The sequence below is a fragment of the Cypionkella sp. genome (assembly GCF_028290025.1).
Taxonomy (GTDB): Bacteria; Pseudomonadota; Alphaproteobacteria; order Rhodobacterales; family Rhodobacteraceae; genus Cypionkella.
Window position 1 is genome coordinate 79,909 of the sequence record NZ_JAQGKQ010000015.1, and the last position, 15,132, is coordinate 95,040.

The 15,132-nt window shown below is 59.1% G+C and carries 18 protein-coding genes; 3 read left to right on the forward strand and 15 right to left on the reverse strand.

Annotated elements, in window-relative coordinates; translation table 11 throughout:
• Position 1: 1 nt before the first annotated feature.
• Together JWS10_RS01900 and JWS10_RS01905 are read right to left on the reverse strand one after the other, a co-directional pair.
• Positions 2 to 208, reverse strand: coding sequence for a hypothetical protein (locus JWS10_RS01900; protein ID WP_299504210.1), 207 nt, complete (start codon positions 206 to 208; stop codon positions 2 to 4).
• Positions 205 to 1,815, reverse strand: coding sequence for a glucan biosynthesis protein (locus JWS10_RS01905; protein WP_299474729.1), 1,611 nt, complete (start codon positions 1,813 to 1,815; stop codon positions 205 to 207). The genes JWS10_RS01900 and JWS10_RS01905 overlap by 4 nt, the downstream gene beginning before the upstream one ends.
• A gap of 442 nt (positions 1,816 to 2,257) precedes the next feature.
• Between JWS10_RS01905 and JWS10_RS01910 the strand changes: the two genes are divergently transcribed.
• Entirely contained in the window at positions 2,258 to 2,941 is a 684-nt protein-coding gene (locus JWS10_RS01910) for a GNAT family protein (protein WP_299504212.1), read from the forward strand.
• A gap of 68 nt (positions 2,942 to 3,009) precedes the next feature.
• On the opposite strand, the gene infC is transcribed toward JWS10_RS01910, so the two are convergent.
• Positions 3,010 to 3,549, reverse strand: coding sequence for a translation initiation factor IF-3 (gene infC / locus JWS10_RS01915; protein ID WP_366943505.1), 540 nt, complete (start codon positions 3,547 to 3,549; stop codon positions 3,010 to 3,012).
• 193 nt (positions 3,550 to 3,742) lie between these two features.
• Between infC and JWS10_RS01920 the strand changes: the two genes are divergently transcribed.
• Entirely contained in the window at positions 3,743 to 4,261 is a 519-nt protein-coding gene (locus tag JWS10_RS01920; RefSeq protein ID WP_299504214.1) for a hypothetical protein, read from the forward strand.
• Positions 4,262 to 4,419: 158 nt separating this feature from the next.
• Here the strand turns inward: JWS10_RS01920 and JWS10_RS01925 are convergent, their stop codons facing one another.
• Genes JWS10_RS01925 through cobA form a run of 6 tightly spaced genes read right to left on the reverse strand, consistent with a single transcriptional unit; the run spans position 4,420 to position 9,211 of the window.
• Complete coding sequence (locus tag JWS10_RS01925; protein WP_299504215.1) at positions 4,420 to 5,241, reverse strand: ferredoxin--NADP reductase; 822 nt, start codon at positions 5,239 to 5,241, stop codon at positions 4,420 to 4,422.
• Positions 5,242 to 5,296: 55 nt separating this feature from the next.
• Entirely contained in the window at positions 5,297 to 5,701 is a 405-nt protein-coding gene (locus tag JWS10_RS01930; protein ID WP_299504216.1) for a DUF934 domain-containing protein, read from the reverse strand.
• Complete coding sequence (locus JWS10_RS01935; protein ID WP_299504218.1) at positions 5,698 to 6,447, reverse strand: phosphoadenylyl-sulfate reductase; 750 nt, start codon at positions 6,445 to 6,447, stop codon at positions 5,698 to 5,700. The genes JWS10_RS01930 and JWS10_RS01935 overlap by 4 nt, the downstream gene beginning before the upstream one ends.
• Positions 6,437 to 8,107 carry a nitrite/sulfite reductase gene (locus tag JWS10_RS01940; protein WP_299504221.1) on the reverse strand — a complete coding sequence of 557 codons (1,671 nt, stop codon included), beginning with the start codon at positions 8,105 to 8,107 and terminating at the stop codon, positions 6,437 to 6,439. The genes JWS10_RS01935 and JWS10_RS01940 overlap by 11 nt, the downstream gene beginning before the upstream one ends.
• Entirely contained in the window at positions 8,100 to 8,441 is a 342-nt protein-coding gene (locus JWS10_RS01945) for a DUF2849 domain-containing protein (RefSeq protein ID WP_299504223.1), read from the reverse strand. The genes JWS10_RS01940 and JWS10_RS01945 overlap by 8 nt, the downstream gene beginning before the upstream one ends.
• A complete protein-coding gene (cobA, locus tag JWS10_RS01950) occupies positions 8,438 to 9,211 on the reverse strand; it encodes a uroporphyrinogen-III C-methyltransferase (RefSeq protein WP_299504225.1) in 774 nt (257 codons plus the stop codon). Before cobA ends, JWS10_RS01945 begins: the two co-directional genes overlap by 4 nt.
• 135 nt (positions 9,212 to 9,346) lie before the next feature.
• Between cobA and JWS10_RS01955 the strand changes: the two genes are divergently transcribed.
• Positions 9,347 to 9,808 carry an Lrp/AsnC family transcriptional regulator gene (locus JWS10_RS01955; protein WP_299483006.1) on the forward strand — a complete coding sequence of 154 codons (462 nt, stop codon included), beginning with the start codon at positions 9,347 to 9,349 and terminating at the stop codon, positions 9,806 to 9,808.
• 162 nt (positions 9,809 to 9,970) lie between these two features.
• Here the strand turns inward: JWS10_RS01955 and JWS10_RS01960 are convergent, their stop codons facing one another.
• The 6 genes from JWS10_RS01960 to JWS10_RS01985 form a co-directional block, all read right to left on the reverse strand.
• Positions 9,971 to 11,161 (reverse strand): cytochrome P450, encoded by a 1,191-nt coding sequence (locus JWS10_RS01960; protein WP_299504227.1) that lies wholly within the window; start codon positions 11,159 to 11,161, stop codon positions 9,971 to 9,973.
• Positions 11,162 to 11,175: 14 nt separating this feature from the next.
• Positions 11,176 to 12,144 (reverse strand): DMT family transporter, encoded by a 969-nt coding sequence (locus JWS10_RS01965; protein WP_299504229.1) that lies wholly within the window; start codon positions 12,142 to 12,144, stop codon positions 11,176 to 11,178.
• Entirely contained in the window at positions 12,141 to 12,878 is a 738-nt protein-coding gene (tpiA, locus tag JWS10_RS01970; RefSeq protein ID WP_299504231.1) for a triose-phosphate isomerase, read from the reverse strand. The genes JWS10_RS01965 and tpiA overlap by 4 nt, the downstream gene beginning before the upstream one ends.
• Positions 12,879 to 13,242: 364 nt before the next feature.
• Complete coding sequence (locus JWS10_RS01975) at positions 13,243 to 13,593, reverse strand: iron-sulfur cluster assembly accessory protein (protein WP_299504233.1); 351 nt, start codon at positions 13,591 to 13,593, stop codon at positions 13,243 to 13,245.
• A 101-nt stretch (positions 13,594 to 13,694) separates the two neighbouring features.
• The gene (locus JWS10_RS01980; RefSeq protein ID WP_299504235.1) at positions 13,695 to 14,057 is read right to left on the reverse strand and encodes an SUF system Fe-S cluster assembly protein; all 363 of its coding nucleotides are present in this window, start codon (positions 14,055 to 14,057) and stop codon (positions 13,695 to 13,697) included.
• Positions 14,058 to 14,171: 114 nt separating this feature from the next.
• Entirely contained in the window at positions 14,172 to 15,125 is a 954-nt protein-coding gene (locus tag JWS10_RS01985) for an acyltransferase (RefSeq protein WP_299504237.1), read from the reverse strand.
• Positions 15,126 to 15,132 lie beyond the last annotated feature (7 nt).

Genomic DNA, 15,132 nt, shown 5'->3' on the forward strand with positions numbered 1-15,132 from the left:
GTCAGCCGAGACGACGGCGGCCCGGAACAATGGTCCAGAACATGCTGCGCAAGCTGCGCAACATGCCACCAGGAGCGCGGGTCAGCACTTGTTTTGGCATCGTAAGAGCCGCCTGTGGAGGCGCCGTCACGTCAACAAGACTGATGTGCGACCGTGCTGGCCGCGCAACGTTTGGTATCCGTGCGACGGTCGGAATGTTCGCGCTCATGCACTCACCCATTGATAAAGCCAGTTTTCGGATAGTTTGCGTCCATAACCCGTCAAGTGTGCCCCGAGTTCCACGGTAGCTGCCGGAGCGGCGGATATATCCAACACCAGCCGCCAAACATCGCTGCCGGGGATCTCAGACAGCGCCTGATGCTTAATTTCGCCGCCAGCAATGGTCACGATGGCTTCGATTTTGGCATCGGGAGGCAGGGCGGCCAGCAAGCCCCCCTCAAAATCCACCACGATCTTGCGAGTGCCGTCGGTGTTCTCGACACCCGACACGCCGCCAACTCCGGTGCGGGTTTCTTTGACGAAGGCGATGTCGGCTGTGGGATCGACTGGCAGCGCGCCCCAATGCAAACGGTAGTTGAACTCTAACATGGTGCCGGGGACGGGCTTGGCCTCGGGTACCCAGAAGGCGACAATGTTATCGTTGACCTCAAGTTGGGTCGGGATTTCAACCAGACGTACAGCGCCTTTGCCCCAGTCGCCCAGAGGTTCAACCAAAGCCGAAGGCCGGCGTTCGTAATGCGCTGCGGCGTCCTGGTAAGCCTCAAAGTCGCGGTTGCGCTGCATCAGGCCGAAGGACTGCGGGCTGGTTTCGGTAAACCACGATTCCGACAGACGCACCGGGTTGTTCAGCGGACGCCAGATCTGATCGCCATCGCGGCGGTGGATCGCGAGGCCGTCACTGTCATGCACGTTCGGGCGGTAATCGTCGAAATCTGTGCGGTTCTTTTCCGAAAACAGATACATTGAGGTCAGCGGTGCCACGCCGATCTGATCGACCTCGTTGCGAAAGAACAACCGTGCGGCAACGTCGATCTCGGTGTTGGCACCGGGACGGATCACAAAGCGGTAAGCGCCAGTGCAGCTTTCGCTTTCCAGCGCGGCGTAGACGGTGACTTCGCGGGCGAATGGCGCAGGGGTTTCCAGCCAGAATTGCGAGAAGCGCGGAAACTCTTCCGGTTTGCCAAGACCGGTGTTTATCGCGAGGCCACGTGCCGACAGACCATAAGCATTATCACGACCAAGCGCGCGGAAGTAGCTCGCACCCAAGAACGCCACGACTTCATCGAACAGATCAGCACGGTTCAGCGGCGCGTTCAATCGGAAGCCGGCAACACCCGGCAGCGGTTCGTGCTGAGGCACACGGGCTTTTACAAGATCATAGTAGCGGAAATCGTCGGTAGAAAAGCCCATCGCGCGGGCCATGCCGTCTTGGACCTCATACATCTGAATTGGCTCGGCAAACAGCCAACCCATGTGGAAGGCTTGCACGTTGAAGCCAGCCTTAGGACCAGCCCAGCGGGCGCGGTTCGGGTTATACTGGATCGCTTGGTAATCGTCATAGGTGAAGCTGGTGAAGAAGCCTTCAACCTTGCCTGGCGCTTTATGCGGCGTGGTGGACGCCACGCGCATCTGTTCGGTCAACAGGTCATAATCGAACGGCACGCCAACCGCAGGCGGTTGCGTGGAAGGCGCGACGGTTTGGCCCCAAGCGGCGCTGGACAGGCTGGTGCTGCATTGCAGCAAGGCCGTTGCGCCGAACAGGGCAAGGAAAGAACGACGCTGCATTTGGGCAGATAGTTCCGGTTGACCCGGCATGATAACTCCTGCTCTCCGATTCGAGGAAAACTCAATGTAGTTCGCAGGTTATAGGAAACCGCGCCAGACTCCAAGTTATGCAACCGCCGCATTACTGTCATGCTGCGACTGCAAAGGAATTTGTGCTGCGACACCGCACCTTTCAGTGCCGGGAGATGCGTGAGGATGGCGCAAAGGTCAATTCCTGTTGTGGTTTCAGGCTGTGACAATCGCGTGTTATGCGCGGGAAAACGCCAATTCTTTGGGCGGACGGCTGATTTGCACGCGCAAACAGCGAAAGCGCGGCGGCGGACCGCATCTGACGGAGCGACGTATTTAATCAAAAAACCGGCGCGATATGCTGACTGCGGCGAAGCTGGCGATGTGGGTGGGTCAGACTGGCACTGTTTAACGGGGGCGATATCGGCCTAAAGTTCCCTGTCATTCACGAAGGAGCATCAAGATGGCCGAAAATATGCAGCACTGGACGCCGCGACAGCGCCCGCAAGCTCTGACGCTTGAGGGTCGTTTCGTGCGGCTGGAAAAGCTGGAGGCGCGCCACACCGCCGAGCTTTTTGCGGCGTCGGCCACGGCAGAGGCGGATGTTAGGTTCACTTGGTTGCCTGAGGCTCCTCCAAGCGATTTGGCCAGCTTTGGCGGGTGGGTCGAGAAGGTGGCACAGAGTGAAGATCCGATCTTCTTTGCGATCATCGACAAGGCCAGCGGCAAGGTGGCGGGGCGGCAGACGCTGATGCGGATTGATGCGGTGCATGGCGTGGTCGAGATTGGCAACATCTACTGGGGTCCGCTGATGGCGCGAAAGCCCGCAGCGACCGAGGCATTATATCTGTTCGCGCAGTACGTGTTCGACACGCTCGGCTATCGGCGGTTTGAGTGGATATGCAATGACGACAATGCGCCGTCGAAGCAAGCGGCGTTGCGGTTTGGATTTCAGGCGGAGGGGGTGTTTCGGCAGCACATGGTCGTCAAGGGGCTGAACCGCGATACTGCTTGGTTCGCGATGATCGACAAAGATTGGGTTAAACTGAAGCCGGCATATGAAGCATGGCTCGCGGCGGAGAATTGCGACGCTGACGGCCAGCAAAAGCGGCGGTTGGAAGATATTCGCGCCGAACTAGGGGCTTGAGCGGGGCGGGGCTGTCCACGAAAAAGGGGGCCACTGGCCCCCTTGATATCCTTTGAGATGGTGCGGCCTTACCTCGGCGTTACCATCATCACCATCTGACGACCCTCCAGCCGGGGCATCGATTCGATTTTACCGGCCTCGCCAACGTCGGCTGCGACTCGGTTCAGCAGTTCAAGTCCAAGCTCTTGGTGCGCCATCTCACGACCGCGGAAGCGCAGGGTGACCTTCACCTTGTCGCCTTCTTCGAGGAATTTCAGCACCGAGCGCATTTTCACATCATAGTCATGCGTGTCCGTGCCGGGGCGAAACTTGATCTCTTTTATCTCAATAATGTGCTGTTTCTTGCGCGCTTCGGCCTCACGCTTCTGCTGTTCATACTTGAACTTGCCGAAATCCATGATTTTGCAGACGGGCGGCTCGGCGTTCGGTGAGATTTCCACCAGATCAAGCCCGGCTTCCTCGGCCATTTGCATCGCACGTGCGGGCGTGACTACGCCGACATTTTCGCCGTCAGCGCCAATAAGGCGAATCTCGGGTGACCGGATGCGATCATTGATGCGTGGGCCAGTTTCGCGTTGCGGCGGGGCGTTGTGGGGTCTGCGGGCTATGGTGATGGTCCTTTGAATGGTTGTAAGCTGGCGCAAGATAGTCTTGTGAGGCACAAGCTTCAACCTGAAAAGCCGCAAAGCGCGCGCATGGTTGGCAGCGTGGCCGCAGGGCCGCAGCGCAGGTCTTTTCATTAGCACGATATTCTGTCATAGGCTCCGATAACCGAAGGGTACTCGGTATGGGAGAATAAACATGAACAGAAACGTCCTTATCGGCATCGTGCTGATCGCTTTGGCTGGTGCTGGCTATTATCAAGTTTACATGAAGCCAAATCAGGAAGCCGCAGCGACTGCTGCAACTGCAGCGAAAGCTGCTGAAGCGGCTGCTACTGATGCAGCTGCGGCAACCAAGAAAGCCGCTGATGACGCAGCTGCCGCTGTAACCGCTGCTGCGGCTGCGACCACGCAAGCTGCAAGCGATGCCGCTGCTGCGACGACCGCTGCCGCAAGTGACGCTGCTGCCGCCACAACTGAAGCTGCTGGCGCTGCTGCAACTGCCACGACCGAAGCTGCAACGGCCGCTACAACCACCGCTGCGGCTGCTCTGGATCCTGCGACCTTCGATGCGGTAAAGGTCAAAGCTTTGATCGACGCGTCGTCGTTGGACGCCACCACCAAAACCACGCTGAATGCCAGCGTTGACGCGGCTGCGACCAATCCGGCAATCGTTGCGACCACTCTGACGGCTGTGAAAGCTGCTTTGGGCCTGTAAGCGCCCGTCCTCGGACATATTAAACGCCGCGTTGGAGCGATCCAGCGCGGCTTTTTAATGTTTGGTGGGCTTTGATAACGACTTAGATATCCCCCCGGGAGGCATTCTTCGTTGATCGCATAAAGACTGCGGCGGGGTAAACGGCTGAAATCGTTGAGTTAGATCCCGTCGCCGACGAAGGCTTTCTCGACCACGAATTGTTTCGGGTCCGAGTTGGCACCTTCGTGCAGGCCAAAGCCTTCGAGGATGGCTTTGACATCGACGTTGAAGGCAAGGCTGCCGCAGACCATTGCGCGGTCTTCTTCTGGGTTCATTCTGGGTAGACCGAGGTCGGTGAAGACCTTGCCGGACTGCAGGTTATCGGTGACGCGGCCCATGTGGTGGAAGGGCTCGCGCGTCGTCGTTGGGTAGTAGCGCAGTTTGTCGCCGACCAATTCACCGATCAGCGGATCATCAGCGAGGCTTTCGACCAGAGATTGGCCATATTGCAGCTCCGCCACTTCGCGGCAGGTGTGCATGATGATGACTTGTTCATATTTCTCATAGGTTTCCGGCTCTCGCAAAAGACTTGCGAACGGGGCAAACCCGGTGCCAGTTGAGAGCAACCACAGGCGTTTGCCGGGCAGCAGCGCGTCATGCACGAGGGTGCCGACGGGTTTTGGGCGCAGGATGATCTCATCCCCGACTTGGATATGCTGGAGTTTTGAGGTCAGCGGACCTTCCGGCACTTTGATAGAGTAGAACTCAAGCTCATCGTCCCAAGCGGGGGAGGCGATCGAATAAGCCCGCAGCAATGGTTTGCCAGTGTCACCCATCAGGCCGATCATCACAAACTCGCCCGAGCGGAAGCGCAGGGTTTTCGGGCGGCTGACGCGGAACGAGAACAGCCGGTCGGTCCAATGCTTCACCGCCGTGACGGTTTGAGCATCGGGTAGCACGGGCTTGGCGGAAGGGGTGGTGATCACGGTCGCGTCGGTCATTGTGATTGGTCTTTCGGGAGAGGTCGTTAGGGCTTGGATAATTTAGGCGGCGGGATTAGGCGCGCAAACGGGCTTGATAATCATGGGCTTTCCAGTCGGCGCGGAATTTCCACTGCGCTTCGGGTTGGCGGGCGGCGAGATCATCGGGGATTTCTACATCGTCAAAGCCGGTGCGGCGCGCCATCGGATACTGGTCAGCGATCACGGGGCCAACGGCGCGCAGATGGCCCTTGTAACCCAGCGCACGCAAACGATGTCCGATGGTGAAGGCGCGGCCATCCGAAAACGCCGGGAAGGCGACGCGGATCAGTGTGAGGTCTTTGAAGTAGGGCAGCAGAGCCTCGGGCGGGTCGGTTTGCAACAAGTCAACCTCGCCCTTGTGGGTCGCAATGTCGGCCAAAGCCACGGCGTTGGTTACGGGGGCGGGGCCGAAGCCTTGATCGGTGACGAGAACGCTCATGCTGCGGTAGCCTTTCTGATCGGGACGGCTTTGCCATTGATGAAATGGATGCCACATTCGGTTTTTTCCTGACCGCGCCAACGGCCCGAGCGTGGGTCTTCGCCGGGGGCTACTTTACTGGTGCAGGGTGTGCAGCCAATCGACGGGTAGCCTTGGGCGACTAGGGGATGACGCGGCAGCCGGTTGTTGACGATGTATTCTTCCAGATCGTCGCGGCCCCAATGCGCCAGCGGATTGACCTTGATGCGGGTGTCGCCTTCAGCCTCAAAGAACTCCACCGCTTGCCGGGTAGAGCCTTGGAAGCGCTTGCGGCCAGTGATCCAGCCGTCAAACGGCGTCAGGGCGCGTTCTAAGGGTTCGACCTTGCGCACAGCACAGCAGGCGTCGGTGTTAAACTGGTGCAGCGTGTTGTCGGGGTCTTCAAACTGCAAACGCGGCAGGGCTGCGCGGATGGTGCGGACGTCGCATAGGTTGAGCTTTTCTGCAAGCTCACGTTGATAATCGAGGGTTTCCTGAAATAACATGCGGGTATCGACGAACAGCACCGGGGTTTCCGGGGCGATCACCGAGACCAGATGCAGCAGCACTACGGATTCTGCACCGAACGACGACACAAGGGCAACGCGGCCCAGATCATCGTCCTTCAACGCATGTTCCAACACCGACGTCGCGGCGTGGTGTTTGTAGCGCGCGTTTAAGACAGCGACGCGCTGGGCAACCGAGCCTGACGGAAAATCACGCGGCATCACGGCCGCCTTCGGCACCATAAAGTGCTGATTTGAACGGCGCAAAGCCGGTGCGGCGGTAGGTTTGCAGGAAGGTCTCGGCAGGGTTCTCGCGGATTTCGAGGTAAGCGCGGATGATGCGTTCGATGGCGGGGACGATCTCATCATAGGCAAAACCGGGGCCAGTTTTCTCGCCAATGGCGGCGGTTTCGGTGCCGTCACCGCCAAGGGTGATCTGGTAGTTTTCAACACCAGCACGGTCGAGGCCCAAGATGCCGATATGGCCGACATGGTGGTGACCGCAAGCGTTGATGCAGCCGGAGATTTTGATTTTCAGCGGGCCTACGTCATGCTCCAGCCTCAATTCCTCAAACCGCAGCGCGATTTCTTGCGCGACCGGAATGGAGCGGGCTGTGGCGAGGGCGCAATAATCCATGCCGGGGCAGGCGATGATATCGGACAGCAGGCCGACGTTGGCGGTGCCTAAGCCTGCTTGGCTTAAGGCTGCATGAACCGCCGGAAGGTCGGATTTATGGACATGCGGCAGGATCACGTTCTGCTCGTGGCTGATGCGTAGGTCGTTGTGGCCGTATTTCTCGGCAAGGTCCGCCATGACGCGCATCTGGGCAGAGGTCGCATCGCCGGGGGTGGCACCGTGGGCTTTCACCGAGATGGTGACGATGGCGTATTGGGCATTGCGGTGCTGGGCGAGGTTGGTATCGGCCCAAGCGCGGAAAATCGGGTCGGATTTGTAGAACGCATCATAGCCATCGGTCGGCGCATTGCGGAAAGCAGGCGGCGCGAAGGCGGCACGGATATCGTCAAGCAAAGCTTGGTCAGCGCCGCCGAATTGCGGGCGGGTTTCAAGGAAGCGTTCCTCGATCATCCGGGAAATCTCATCTCGGCCAGTCTCATGCACGGTGATCTTAATGCGGGCTTTGTATTTGTTATCGCGGCGGCCAAGCACGTTGTAGACCGACAGCACAGCTTCAACGTAGGGCAAAAGGTCAGCGACCGGCAGGGAGTCGCGCACCGTGAAGGCGATCATCGGGGTGCGGCCAAGACCGCCGCCGACCATGACTTCAAAGCCCGGCTCACCCGCATCGTTGCGTGTCATGCGCAGGCCGATGTCATGCGCTTTGGTCACGGCGCGGTCGTTGGGGCTGCCAGTGACGGCGATCTTGAACTTGCGCGGCAGGAATTGGAACTCGGGGTGGTCGGTGGACCATTGGCGCAGAAGCTCGGCATAGGGGCGGGGGTCTTCAATCTCATCCGCGGCAGCGCCTGCAAAATGGTCAGCGGTGACGTTGCGGACCGTGTTGCCAGAGGTTTGGATCGCGTGCATTTCGACATCGGCCAAAGCCGACAGGATCGCAGGCACGTCGGGCAGTTTCGGCCAGTTGAACTGGATGTTTTGCCGGGTGGTGAAATGGCCGTAGCCTTTATCCCAAGTGTCGGCGATCAACGCGAGTTGACGCATTTGGCGTGGGTTCAGCGTGCCATAGGGGATCGCGACGCGCAGCATGTAGGCGTGGAGTTGCAAGTACAGGCCGTTCATCAGGCGAAGCGGGCGGAATTCATCCTCGGTCAGGCTGCCATCGAGACGGCGGCCGACCTGATCGGAAAATTGCGCAACGCGGGCGCGGACGAAGGATTCGTCGAAATCGGAATAGCTATACATTGGTGAGATCCACTTGCTTGCCGTCAGCTTGCTTGCCTAAATCGACTTGTTTACCGTGTGGGTAGTTCGACGGGCCACGGGTGCGGAAAGCTTCGCGGAAATGCACCGGCTCGGGGCCATTCGGGCCAGCTTTGGCATCCGCCAGATAAGCGCCGACAATGATATTGCGTTGGGCGGCACCGAAAAGCAGGCGGATTTGCGCGTGGGCTTCGTCTTCGATCAACTCGGCCTCATGGTGCAGGCGGCTCCAGCGGTCATCGGCGGTGAGATAGACCACATCGCCTTCCCGCAGATCATTGGCGGTGACGACTTTCGGGGTAAACTGGCGGCTCATGCTTGTGCCCCTTTTAATGCGGTCAATGTGGCAGCAGCGCGCCTTGGCGCGAGGCCGTAAAGGATCACAGCCGGGCCTGCAAGGGCGCTTGCGGCTTCAGGTAGGGTGGCGAGGGTTGCGGGCAACACCCGTTCATCGGCGCGTGAGACGTTTTCGATCAGGGTGATCGCGGTATCTGCGGCGGCACCGTGCATCATCAAGCGACCTTGGATGAAGCGAGCCGACTTTTTGCCCATGTAGATTGCGGCGACTTCACCGGGGCGGGCAAGGCCGCGCCAATCTTGCTCGGCAAAGCCAGCGATGTCATGGCCGGTCAGGATGCGCAGGCTGGCGTTGCGACCGCGCCGGGTCAGCGACTGACCGATATCGGCAGCGGCGACAGTGGCCGCAGTCAGACCGGGCAGGATGCGAAAGCTGAGATTAGCGGCCTCAAGCGCCTCAATTTCCTCATCCAGACGGCCAAAAATCCCGCAATCGCCACCCTTCAAGCGCACCACATTGGCACCGGTTTGGGCATGGGCGACCAGCGTGGCGTTGATGGTTTCTTGAGTGGTTGAGGGGCCGAAACCTTCTTTGCCAACGTCGATCTTGGTCACATGCGCCGGGATCAGCGCCAGCACTTCGGGGCAAACCAAACGGTCGTGGATCACCACATCGGCGGCCTGCAACGCCGCATAGGCGGCGAGCGTCAGATGCGCCGCCGCACCCGGACCAGCGCCGACAAAAGTGACGTGAACTGCGGCGGGCGCAAAGGAGGGCAGACTGGTCATGGCACTCTCACTGATTTCTATGTCTAATATAGGATATTTTCCCCTATTATAGCCAGTACCCCTTGCGGATAAGGAAGAATGTTCCGATAGTTTGGCGGATTAGAATGAATTTCTCTATAACAAGGTATCCGGCGAATGGCAGCCCACTTGGATGATCTGGATCGGAAAATTCTCGCAGAGTTGCAAGAGGATGCCGAGCAGAGCTTGGATGAAATCGCGCGCAAAGTTGGGTCGTCGAAGACTCCGGTTTGGAACCGTATTCGCCGGATGCGCGAACAAGGGGTGATCCTGAAACAAACCGCTTTGCTCGACGCCGAAAGCCTTGGGCTAGAGGCGTGTTTCTTCGTGCTGATCCGCACCTCGGAGCATGAAGCCGACTGGCAACGCAAGTTTCTGCATGTGCTGCAGTCGCGCCCGGAAGTGCTGGAGGCGCATCGTTTGGCGGGGGATATTGACTATATCCTGAAGGTGCGGGTGAAAAACGCGCGGGCCTATGATACGTTTTATCAGGCGCTGATTTCTGAGGTGAAGATTTATAATGTGACGGCGTTGTTGAGCATGGAAGAAATTAAGGCGACGACGGTTTTGCCGCTGTAGCGGGGGCGAAATTCGATAGCGCGAATTTCAGGGGGCTTTCCGCCCACTCGGCTTCGCCTCACCCCCGAGGATATTTGAGCCAATGCGAAAGCTGGTAACAAAAGCGGCTTTCATACTGGTGTAAATATTCCGGGGTAAGCCTGAAAGGCGAGGGGCAGGCCCCTAATCTGATTGCACCATTAATTTGGTCAGGCCGTGGAAATGATAGACGTCGCCATAAACCGGCGCTTCGGTAAGGCGCAGTTTGGGCAGTCGCTGGAATAAGATGGTTAGAGCTGCTTGCAATTCCAGCCGGGCCAAGGGAGCGCCGACGCAGAAATGCAGGCCCGCGCCGAAGCTGACATGCGGTTTGGACGGGCGGTTTGGCTGGAATTGATCGGGGTTTTCCCAAGTGGCGGGATCGCGGTTGGCGGCGGCCAGTAGCAGGGCCACTTGGTCGCCGCGATGGAAGATGTGGCCCATCACCTCGACATCCTCATAGGCCCAGCGGGTGAACATATGCAGGGCGGGGTCGAAGCGCAGGATTTCCTCGATGCAGGTGGTGGCATTGTCGGGCGTGACGATATGGCCGGTTTCCAGCAGAGTTTTGACGCCGTTGCCGATGGTGTGAACGGTGGCCTCGTGGCCAGCGTTCAGCAGCAGGATGCAGGTGGTGATCAGCTCATCGGTGGTGAGTTTCTCACCCGCTTCCTCGGCGGCGATCAGAGAGGTGATCAGATCATCGCGTGGGTCTTGGCGGCGGGCCTCGACATATTGCCGCATGAAGGCGACGAAAGCCTCGGTCGCCGCAATCGCACGGTCTTCGCGGGCGCGGCGTGCTATGGGATCGGCTGGAGCGGCCATATACATGCCGACCATCGCATTTGACCATTTCAGCAGGTCGCCCGACATGTCTTCCGGCACGCCAAGTAGGCGCGCGATGATGATGACGGGGAGTTTCTGGCCGAAATGTGCGAGCAGATCGAACGGGCCTGCGGGGAAGCCGTCGATCAGCTGGTGGGTGAGCGATTCAATCTCGGGCAGCAGGGCGGCGATGCGGCGTGAAGTGAAAGCCCGCAGCACTAGGCCGCGCAGGCGGGTGTGGCGGGGCGGTTCAAGTTCCAGCATCGAATGCGCCTCGACAGCGTAGAACGATTTCAGGTGGTCGGGGATTTTCGGTGCGAGTTCGGTAGGGGCTTCGCGCCCCATCCGACGATCGCGGAAGATCGCGTTTACGGCTGCGGCATTGCCGGTGCAGGCCATGTTGTATTCGGCCCAATTGAAGAACGGGCCTTGCGCGCGCGCCGTCTCGTAAAACGGGTAGGGGTTTTGCACGAAGGCCGGGTCCAGCGGCGATTGGTGCAGTGTTTTCATAGAGCTATGGGTTTTCATACAGCTATGGGTTTTCGTTGCAACGGAATGATGCCTTGTGCGACCAAAACGCCAAGGCCGACAATGGCTGCTCCGAAAGCTTGTTGCCAGTTCCACGGATCACCGAAGGCGAACAGGATCAGCATCACGTAGAATGGGGCCGCGTTGATGTGCAGTGCTGCCAAGCCGATGCCAAGTTTGCCGACTGAGATGATCCACAGCACTTGGCTGACCGCCAAGGAGCCGACAGCGAACACCACCAGCGCGCCCCATTCGCGTGGGCCTAATTGGCCGAAATTGGGGACTGCAAGCACCATCATCATGCCCGATTCGCCGGGGCCTATTTGACCGAAATCTGGCATTGGGAGAAATCTTACTGCATGCACTAGCGCGATAATAATCGTGCCAATCGCGGCTCCCGTTAAAGTGACCGCTGTTCTGCCCAAGGGGGTGAGCACCGGGAAAGCAGTGACGGTCAGGCGTGAGCCGAAGGTGAAAAACAGCACCGAGCCGAAGCAGATCAGCGCGCCGAGGCCGAGTGACAGGCCATCCACACCGCCGCCCAAGGCGATGATGCCGCCGACCACTGCGAGTGCGAGGCCCGCGACGATCGCGAGTGTCAGGCGGCGACCGTCCAGCACCACCTCAATCGCGATGGCGACGACGGGCATGGTGGCCGAGATTACCGCTACGGTGACTGCATCGGTCAGGCTTTGGCCCAAGATCACGCAGAGCCCGCCGATGCCGATCATGCCGCCGACGGCGATGCCCTTCAGCCATTGCGCGCCGCGCAGCACGCCAAAACCCTCAACCGCAACCCAAAGCGGCAGCAATGCGGCGGCGGCCATGCCGAACCGCGCCGCAGACAGCGACAGTGGCGGCAGCAGCGGCAACAGGATGGCGTTGGCGGGCAGACCTGCCGCCCAAACCACCATCGAAATCATGCAAACCAAATTGGCCGCGAGCAAGCCTTTGGGCGCGCTCATGTAAGTGCCGCGACGATTGCGCCGAAATCAGCGGCTTTCAAGCTGGCACCGCCGACGAGTGCTCCGTCCACGTCCGGCACGGCGAAGATTTCGGCGGCGTTGGATGGTTTGACCGAGCCACCGTAAAGCAGCCGGGTATTGGCAGCCTCCCTACCAATATGGGCGGTGAGGCGGGCGCGCAGGAAGCTATGGACTTCGGCAATTTGATCTAAAGTCGGCGTGCGGCCTGTGCCGATGGCCCAGACTGGCTCGTAGGCCAGCACGAGGGTGGCGGCGGGCGCGGTTTTGGGGACGGAGCCGTCAAGCTGCGCACCGATCACTGCGAGGGTTTGACCCGCGTCGCGCTGCGCTTCGGTTTCGCCGACACAGATGATGGCAATTAGGCCGGCGGCTATGGCAGTTTCGGCTTTGGCGAGCACCAGCGCGTCGGTTTCGCCATGATCGGCGCGGCGTTCTGAGTGGCCTAGGATCACGTAGGACGCGCCAATATCAGCCAGCATTGCCGCCGAGATATCGCCTGTATGCGCGCCAGAGGTTTTCGGGTGACAATCTTGGCCGCCGACTTTGAGGGCCGAACCTTGCGCGAGGGCGGCCATTTGGGCCAGCAATGTGGTCGGCGGGCACAGCAGCATGTCGCACGCAGGGGTGGGATGGGCGGCAAGCAGGGCCGCAACTTCGGCCAAAGCGGCTCGGTTGCCGTTCATCTTCCAGTTGCCAGCGGCCAACTTTCTCATCGCATCCCCCTTGGTGAAACCCGCAGTTTCCCCAATGGCAAACGGCGTGCGCTAGGGGTAGCGAACTGGCGCGGCAAGGGGAAGGGGCAGGGCGCGGATCTGTGCGGAATTTCCGTGGCGATTGGGCAGCGAACCCGCCGCGCGTAAGCGCTTAAAAGGCTTGCGGCGTAAGCCGCGCGATTAGATCAGCCGGATGGGAGCGAGTGGGAACTGGGAGCGTGATCCGATAGGGCGCGGAGATTTCCGGGGGAGGGAGGTTCCGATAGCACAAAAAGATCAAGTGCCCAAGATAACTAAGATCAAGAATGGCGGATCACGACAGGTGCAAGCAATCGCAATTCGGCAAGTTTGACGCCCTAGCAGATCAGGCGTCTATGAATTTGATGCTTTCGCCGCAACCGCAGGCTTCCGCCACGTTGGGGTTATTAAACTTGAAGCCTGCGTGCAGCAGGTCCATTTCGTAATCAATTTCGGTGCCGAACAAGAACATCTGCGCCATCGGGGCGATCAGCACGCGTGCGCCGTCTTGCTCTACCACTTCGTCCATCGGATTGGCCTCAGCCACGTAATCCATGGTGTATTCCATTCCCGCGCAGCCGCCTTTTTTGATGCCAATGCGCAAACCCTGCGAGTTTTGCTTTTCCATCAGCCGCGCAATTTGCTTAGCCGCAACGGGTGTCAGGGTGAGGGCGGCTTTGCCGGGGATGCCGAACATGGGGAGTTCCTTTACGCTATAGCGTCAAGATAGGCTTGCTGAGACGGCAGGACAAGATGTTCTTCTGGCCTAACTGGTGGCAAGCTAAGCGATTTAGTTGGTCACATAAAGCCGAGTTCTAGGCGCGCTTCATCCGACATCATTTCCATGCCCCACGGCGGATCAAAGGTCATGCCGACCTTAACCTCTTTGACACCAGCGACAGGCTCCACCGCGTCTTGCACCCAACCGGGCATTTCACCCGCTACCGGACAGCCGGGAGCGGTCAATGTCATCAAAATCTCAACCGAGTTTTCGGGCGAGATATCAATGGTATAGACCAAGCCCAGATCATAGATATTCACTGGAATTTCAGGGTCATAGACGGTGCGACAGGCTTCGACGATCTGGTCATACAAAGCGTGTTCAGTGGAGGAAGGGCGGATCAGGGGCGCACCCTCAATCTGGTCTGGTGGCTGATTCATGGCATGCTCACGCGGTTAGTTGAGTATTTATATAGGGAATCGTGGCCGTAAGGTCCAGTGGAAGCGTGGGGTTTTGACGGAACTATCCCAGACCCTCAGTTTTGCCACCTGCTGCTAAAACAGACGTCGCGCCAGCCCTGCGCGCCGGATTGCCCAAGTCAGCAACAGCGCGCCGAGCACGGCAGCGATGTAGATCGGCGGGCGGGGCAGGTCGGTGTAGCGAAACAGCGCAGCACAGATCGCGACATGGATGAAGTAAACCCCCGAGGCGTAGTCACCTAAGCTGCGGTCTTTCACCATGCTGCGGCCTTTCAGCGCCAACAGCATCAGCGAAGGCGCAGCCAATCCAAGGGCGGCCAAGTTGTCGCGCGCCACACCATTCGGGGCAAAGTTCTCTAAAAATAGCGTCTCAAACAGCACCAAAGCCAATCCCAAAGCCGATGCCGCTTGCAACCAGCTGGTGTTCAGATGATCAGCAACGGCTTCGCGCCGGACCAGGAAACCGGCCAGCATGAACGGCAAACACAATAGCAAGGGGTTGCGGGCGGGCAGCAGCGGGTCAGAGAAAATCGCGCTGTTGGGTGTGATAATGTCCCAAGCCATACCGTAAGTGATGGCAATACCCCCGATAAAGGTAAGCAGCATCAGCGCAGTAAGCGCCCGGCTTGACCAGTTGGCAATAGCTACGATCAGCGCCGCCGCCATCGCCATGCCCACCAGATACCAAAGGTGCCAGTAGCCAAACAGCAATGCCCGCACATTTTGCCAAGGCGTCCGGGTTAGCAAATTGGTCCAATACAGCGGCGCATAGAGCAGCATCCACAGCACGTAAAGTTGGGCCGCGCGCCAAACATAAGCCCAGCCACTGCCTTTCAGCACCGCTGCTTGCAGGAAATAGCCGTTGAAAAGCAAAAACACCGGCACAGCCACGCGAAATAAGCCGTCGCCGGTGAGTAGAACGGCGGTGTGGCCAAATGGCCTGAATGGGTTGGCGTGAATGCCGACGACCATAAAGGCCAAGATCAGCTTCAAGACATCAATGCCGCGGTTGCGGTCTGCGCTGGACACAAGCTTG

Bases quoted from the DNA above. Each gene is read 5' to 3' on its own strand.
- JWS10_RS01900 (WP_299504210.1), bottom strand. From the start codon at position 208: ATGAGCGCGAACATTCCGACCGTCGCACGGATACCAAACGTTGCGCGG.
- JWS10_RS01905 (WP_299474729.1), bottom strand. From the start codon at position 1,815: ATGCCGGGTCAACCGGAACTATCTGCCCAAATGCAGCGTCGTTCTTTC.
- JWS10_RS01910 (WP_299504212.1), top strand. From the start codon at position 2,258: ATGGCCGAAAATATGCAGCACTGGACGCCGCGACAGCGCCCGCAAGCT.
- JWS10_RS01920 (WP_299504214.1), top strand. From the start codon at position 3,743: ATGAACAGAAACGTCCTTATCGGCATCGTGCTGATCGCTTTGGCTGGT.
- JWS10_RS01925 (WP_299504215.1), bottom strand. From the start codon at position 5,241: ATGACCGACGCGACCGTGATCACCACCCCTTCCGCCAAGCCCGTGCTA.
- JWS10_RS01930 (WP_299504216.1), bottom strand. From the start codon at position 5,701: ATGAGCGTTCTCGTCACCGATCAAGGCTTCGGCCCCGCCCCCGTAACC.
- JWS10_RS01935 (WP_299504218.1), bottom strand. From the start codon at position 6,447: ATGCCGCGTGATTTTCCGTCAGGCTCGGTTGCCCAGCGCGTCGCTGTC.
- JWS10_RS01940 (WP_299504221.1), bottom strand. From the start codon at position 8,107: ATGTATAGCTATTCCGATTTCGACGAATCCTTCGTCCGCGCCCGCGTT.
- JWS10_RS01945 (WP_299504223.1), bottom strand. From the start codon at position 8,441: ATGAGCCGCCAGTTTACCCCGAAAGTCGTCACCGCCAATGATCTGCGG.
- cobA (WP_299504225.1), bottom strand. From the start codon at position 9,211: ATGACCAGTCTGCCCTCCTTTGCGCCCGCCGCAGTTCACGTCACTTTT.
- JWS10_RS01955 (WP_299483006.1), top strand. From the start codon at position 9,347: ATGGCAGCCCACTTGGATGATCTGGATCGGAAAATTCTCGCAGAGTTG.
- JWS10_RS01960 (WP_299504227.1), bottom strand. From the start codon at position 11,161: ATGAAAACACTGCACCAATCGCCGCTGGACCCGGCCTTCGTGCAAAAC.
- JWS10_RS01965 (WP_299504229.1), bottom strand. From the start codon at position 12,144: ATGAGCGCGCCCAAAGGCTTGCTCGCGGCCAATTTGGTTTGCATGATT.
- tpiA (WP_299504231.1), bottom strand. From the start codon at position 12,878: ATGAGAAAGTTGGCCGCTGGCAACTGGAAGATGAACGGCAACCGAGCC.
- JWS10_RS01975 (WP_299504233.1), bottom strand. From the start codon at position 13,593: ATGTTCGGCATCCCCGGCAAAGCCGCCCTCACCCTGACACCCGTTGCG.
- JWS10_RS01980 (WP_299504235.1), bottom strand. From the start codon at position 14,057: ATGAATCAGCCACCAGACCAGATTGAGGGTGCGCCCCTGATCCGCCCT.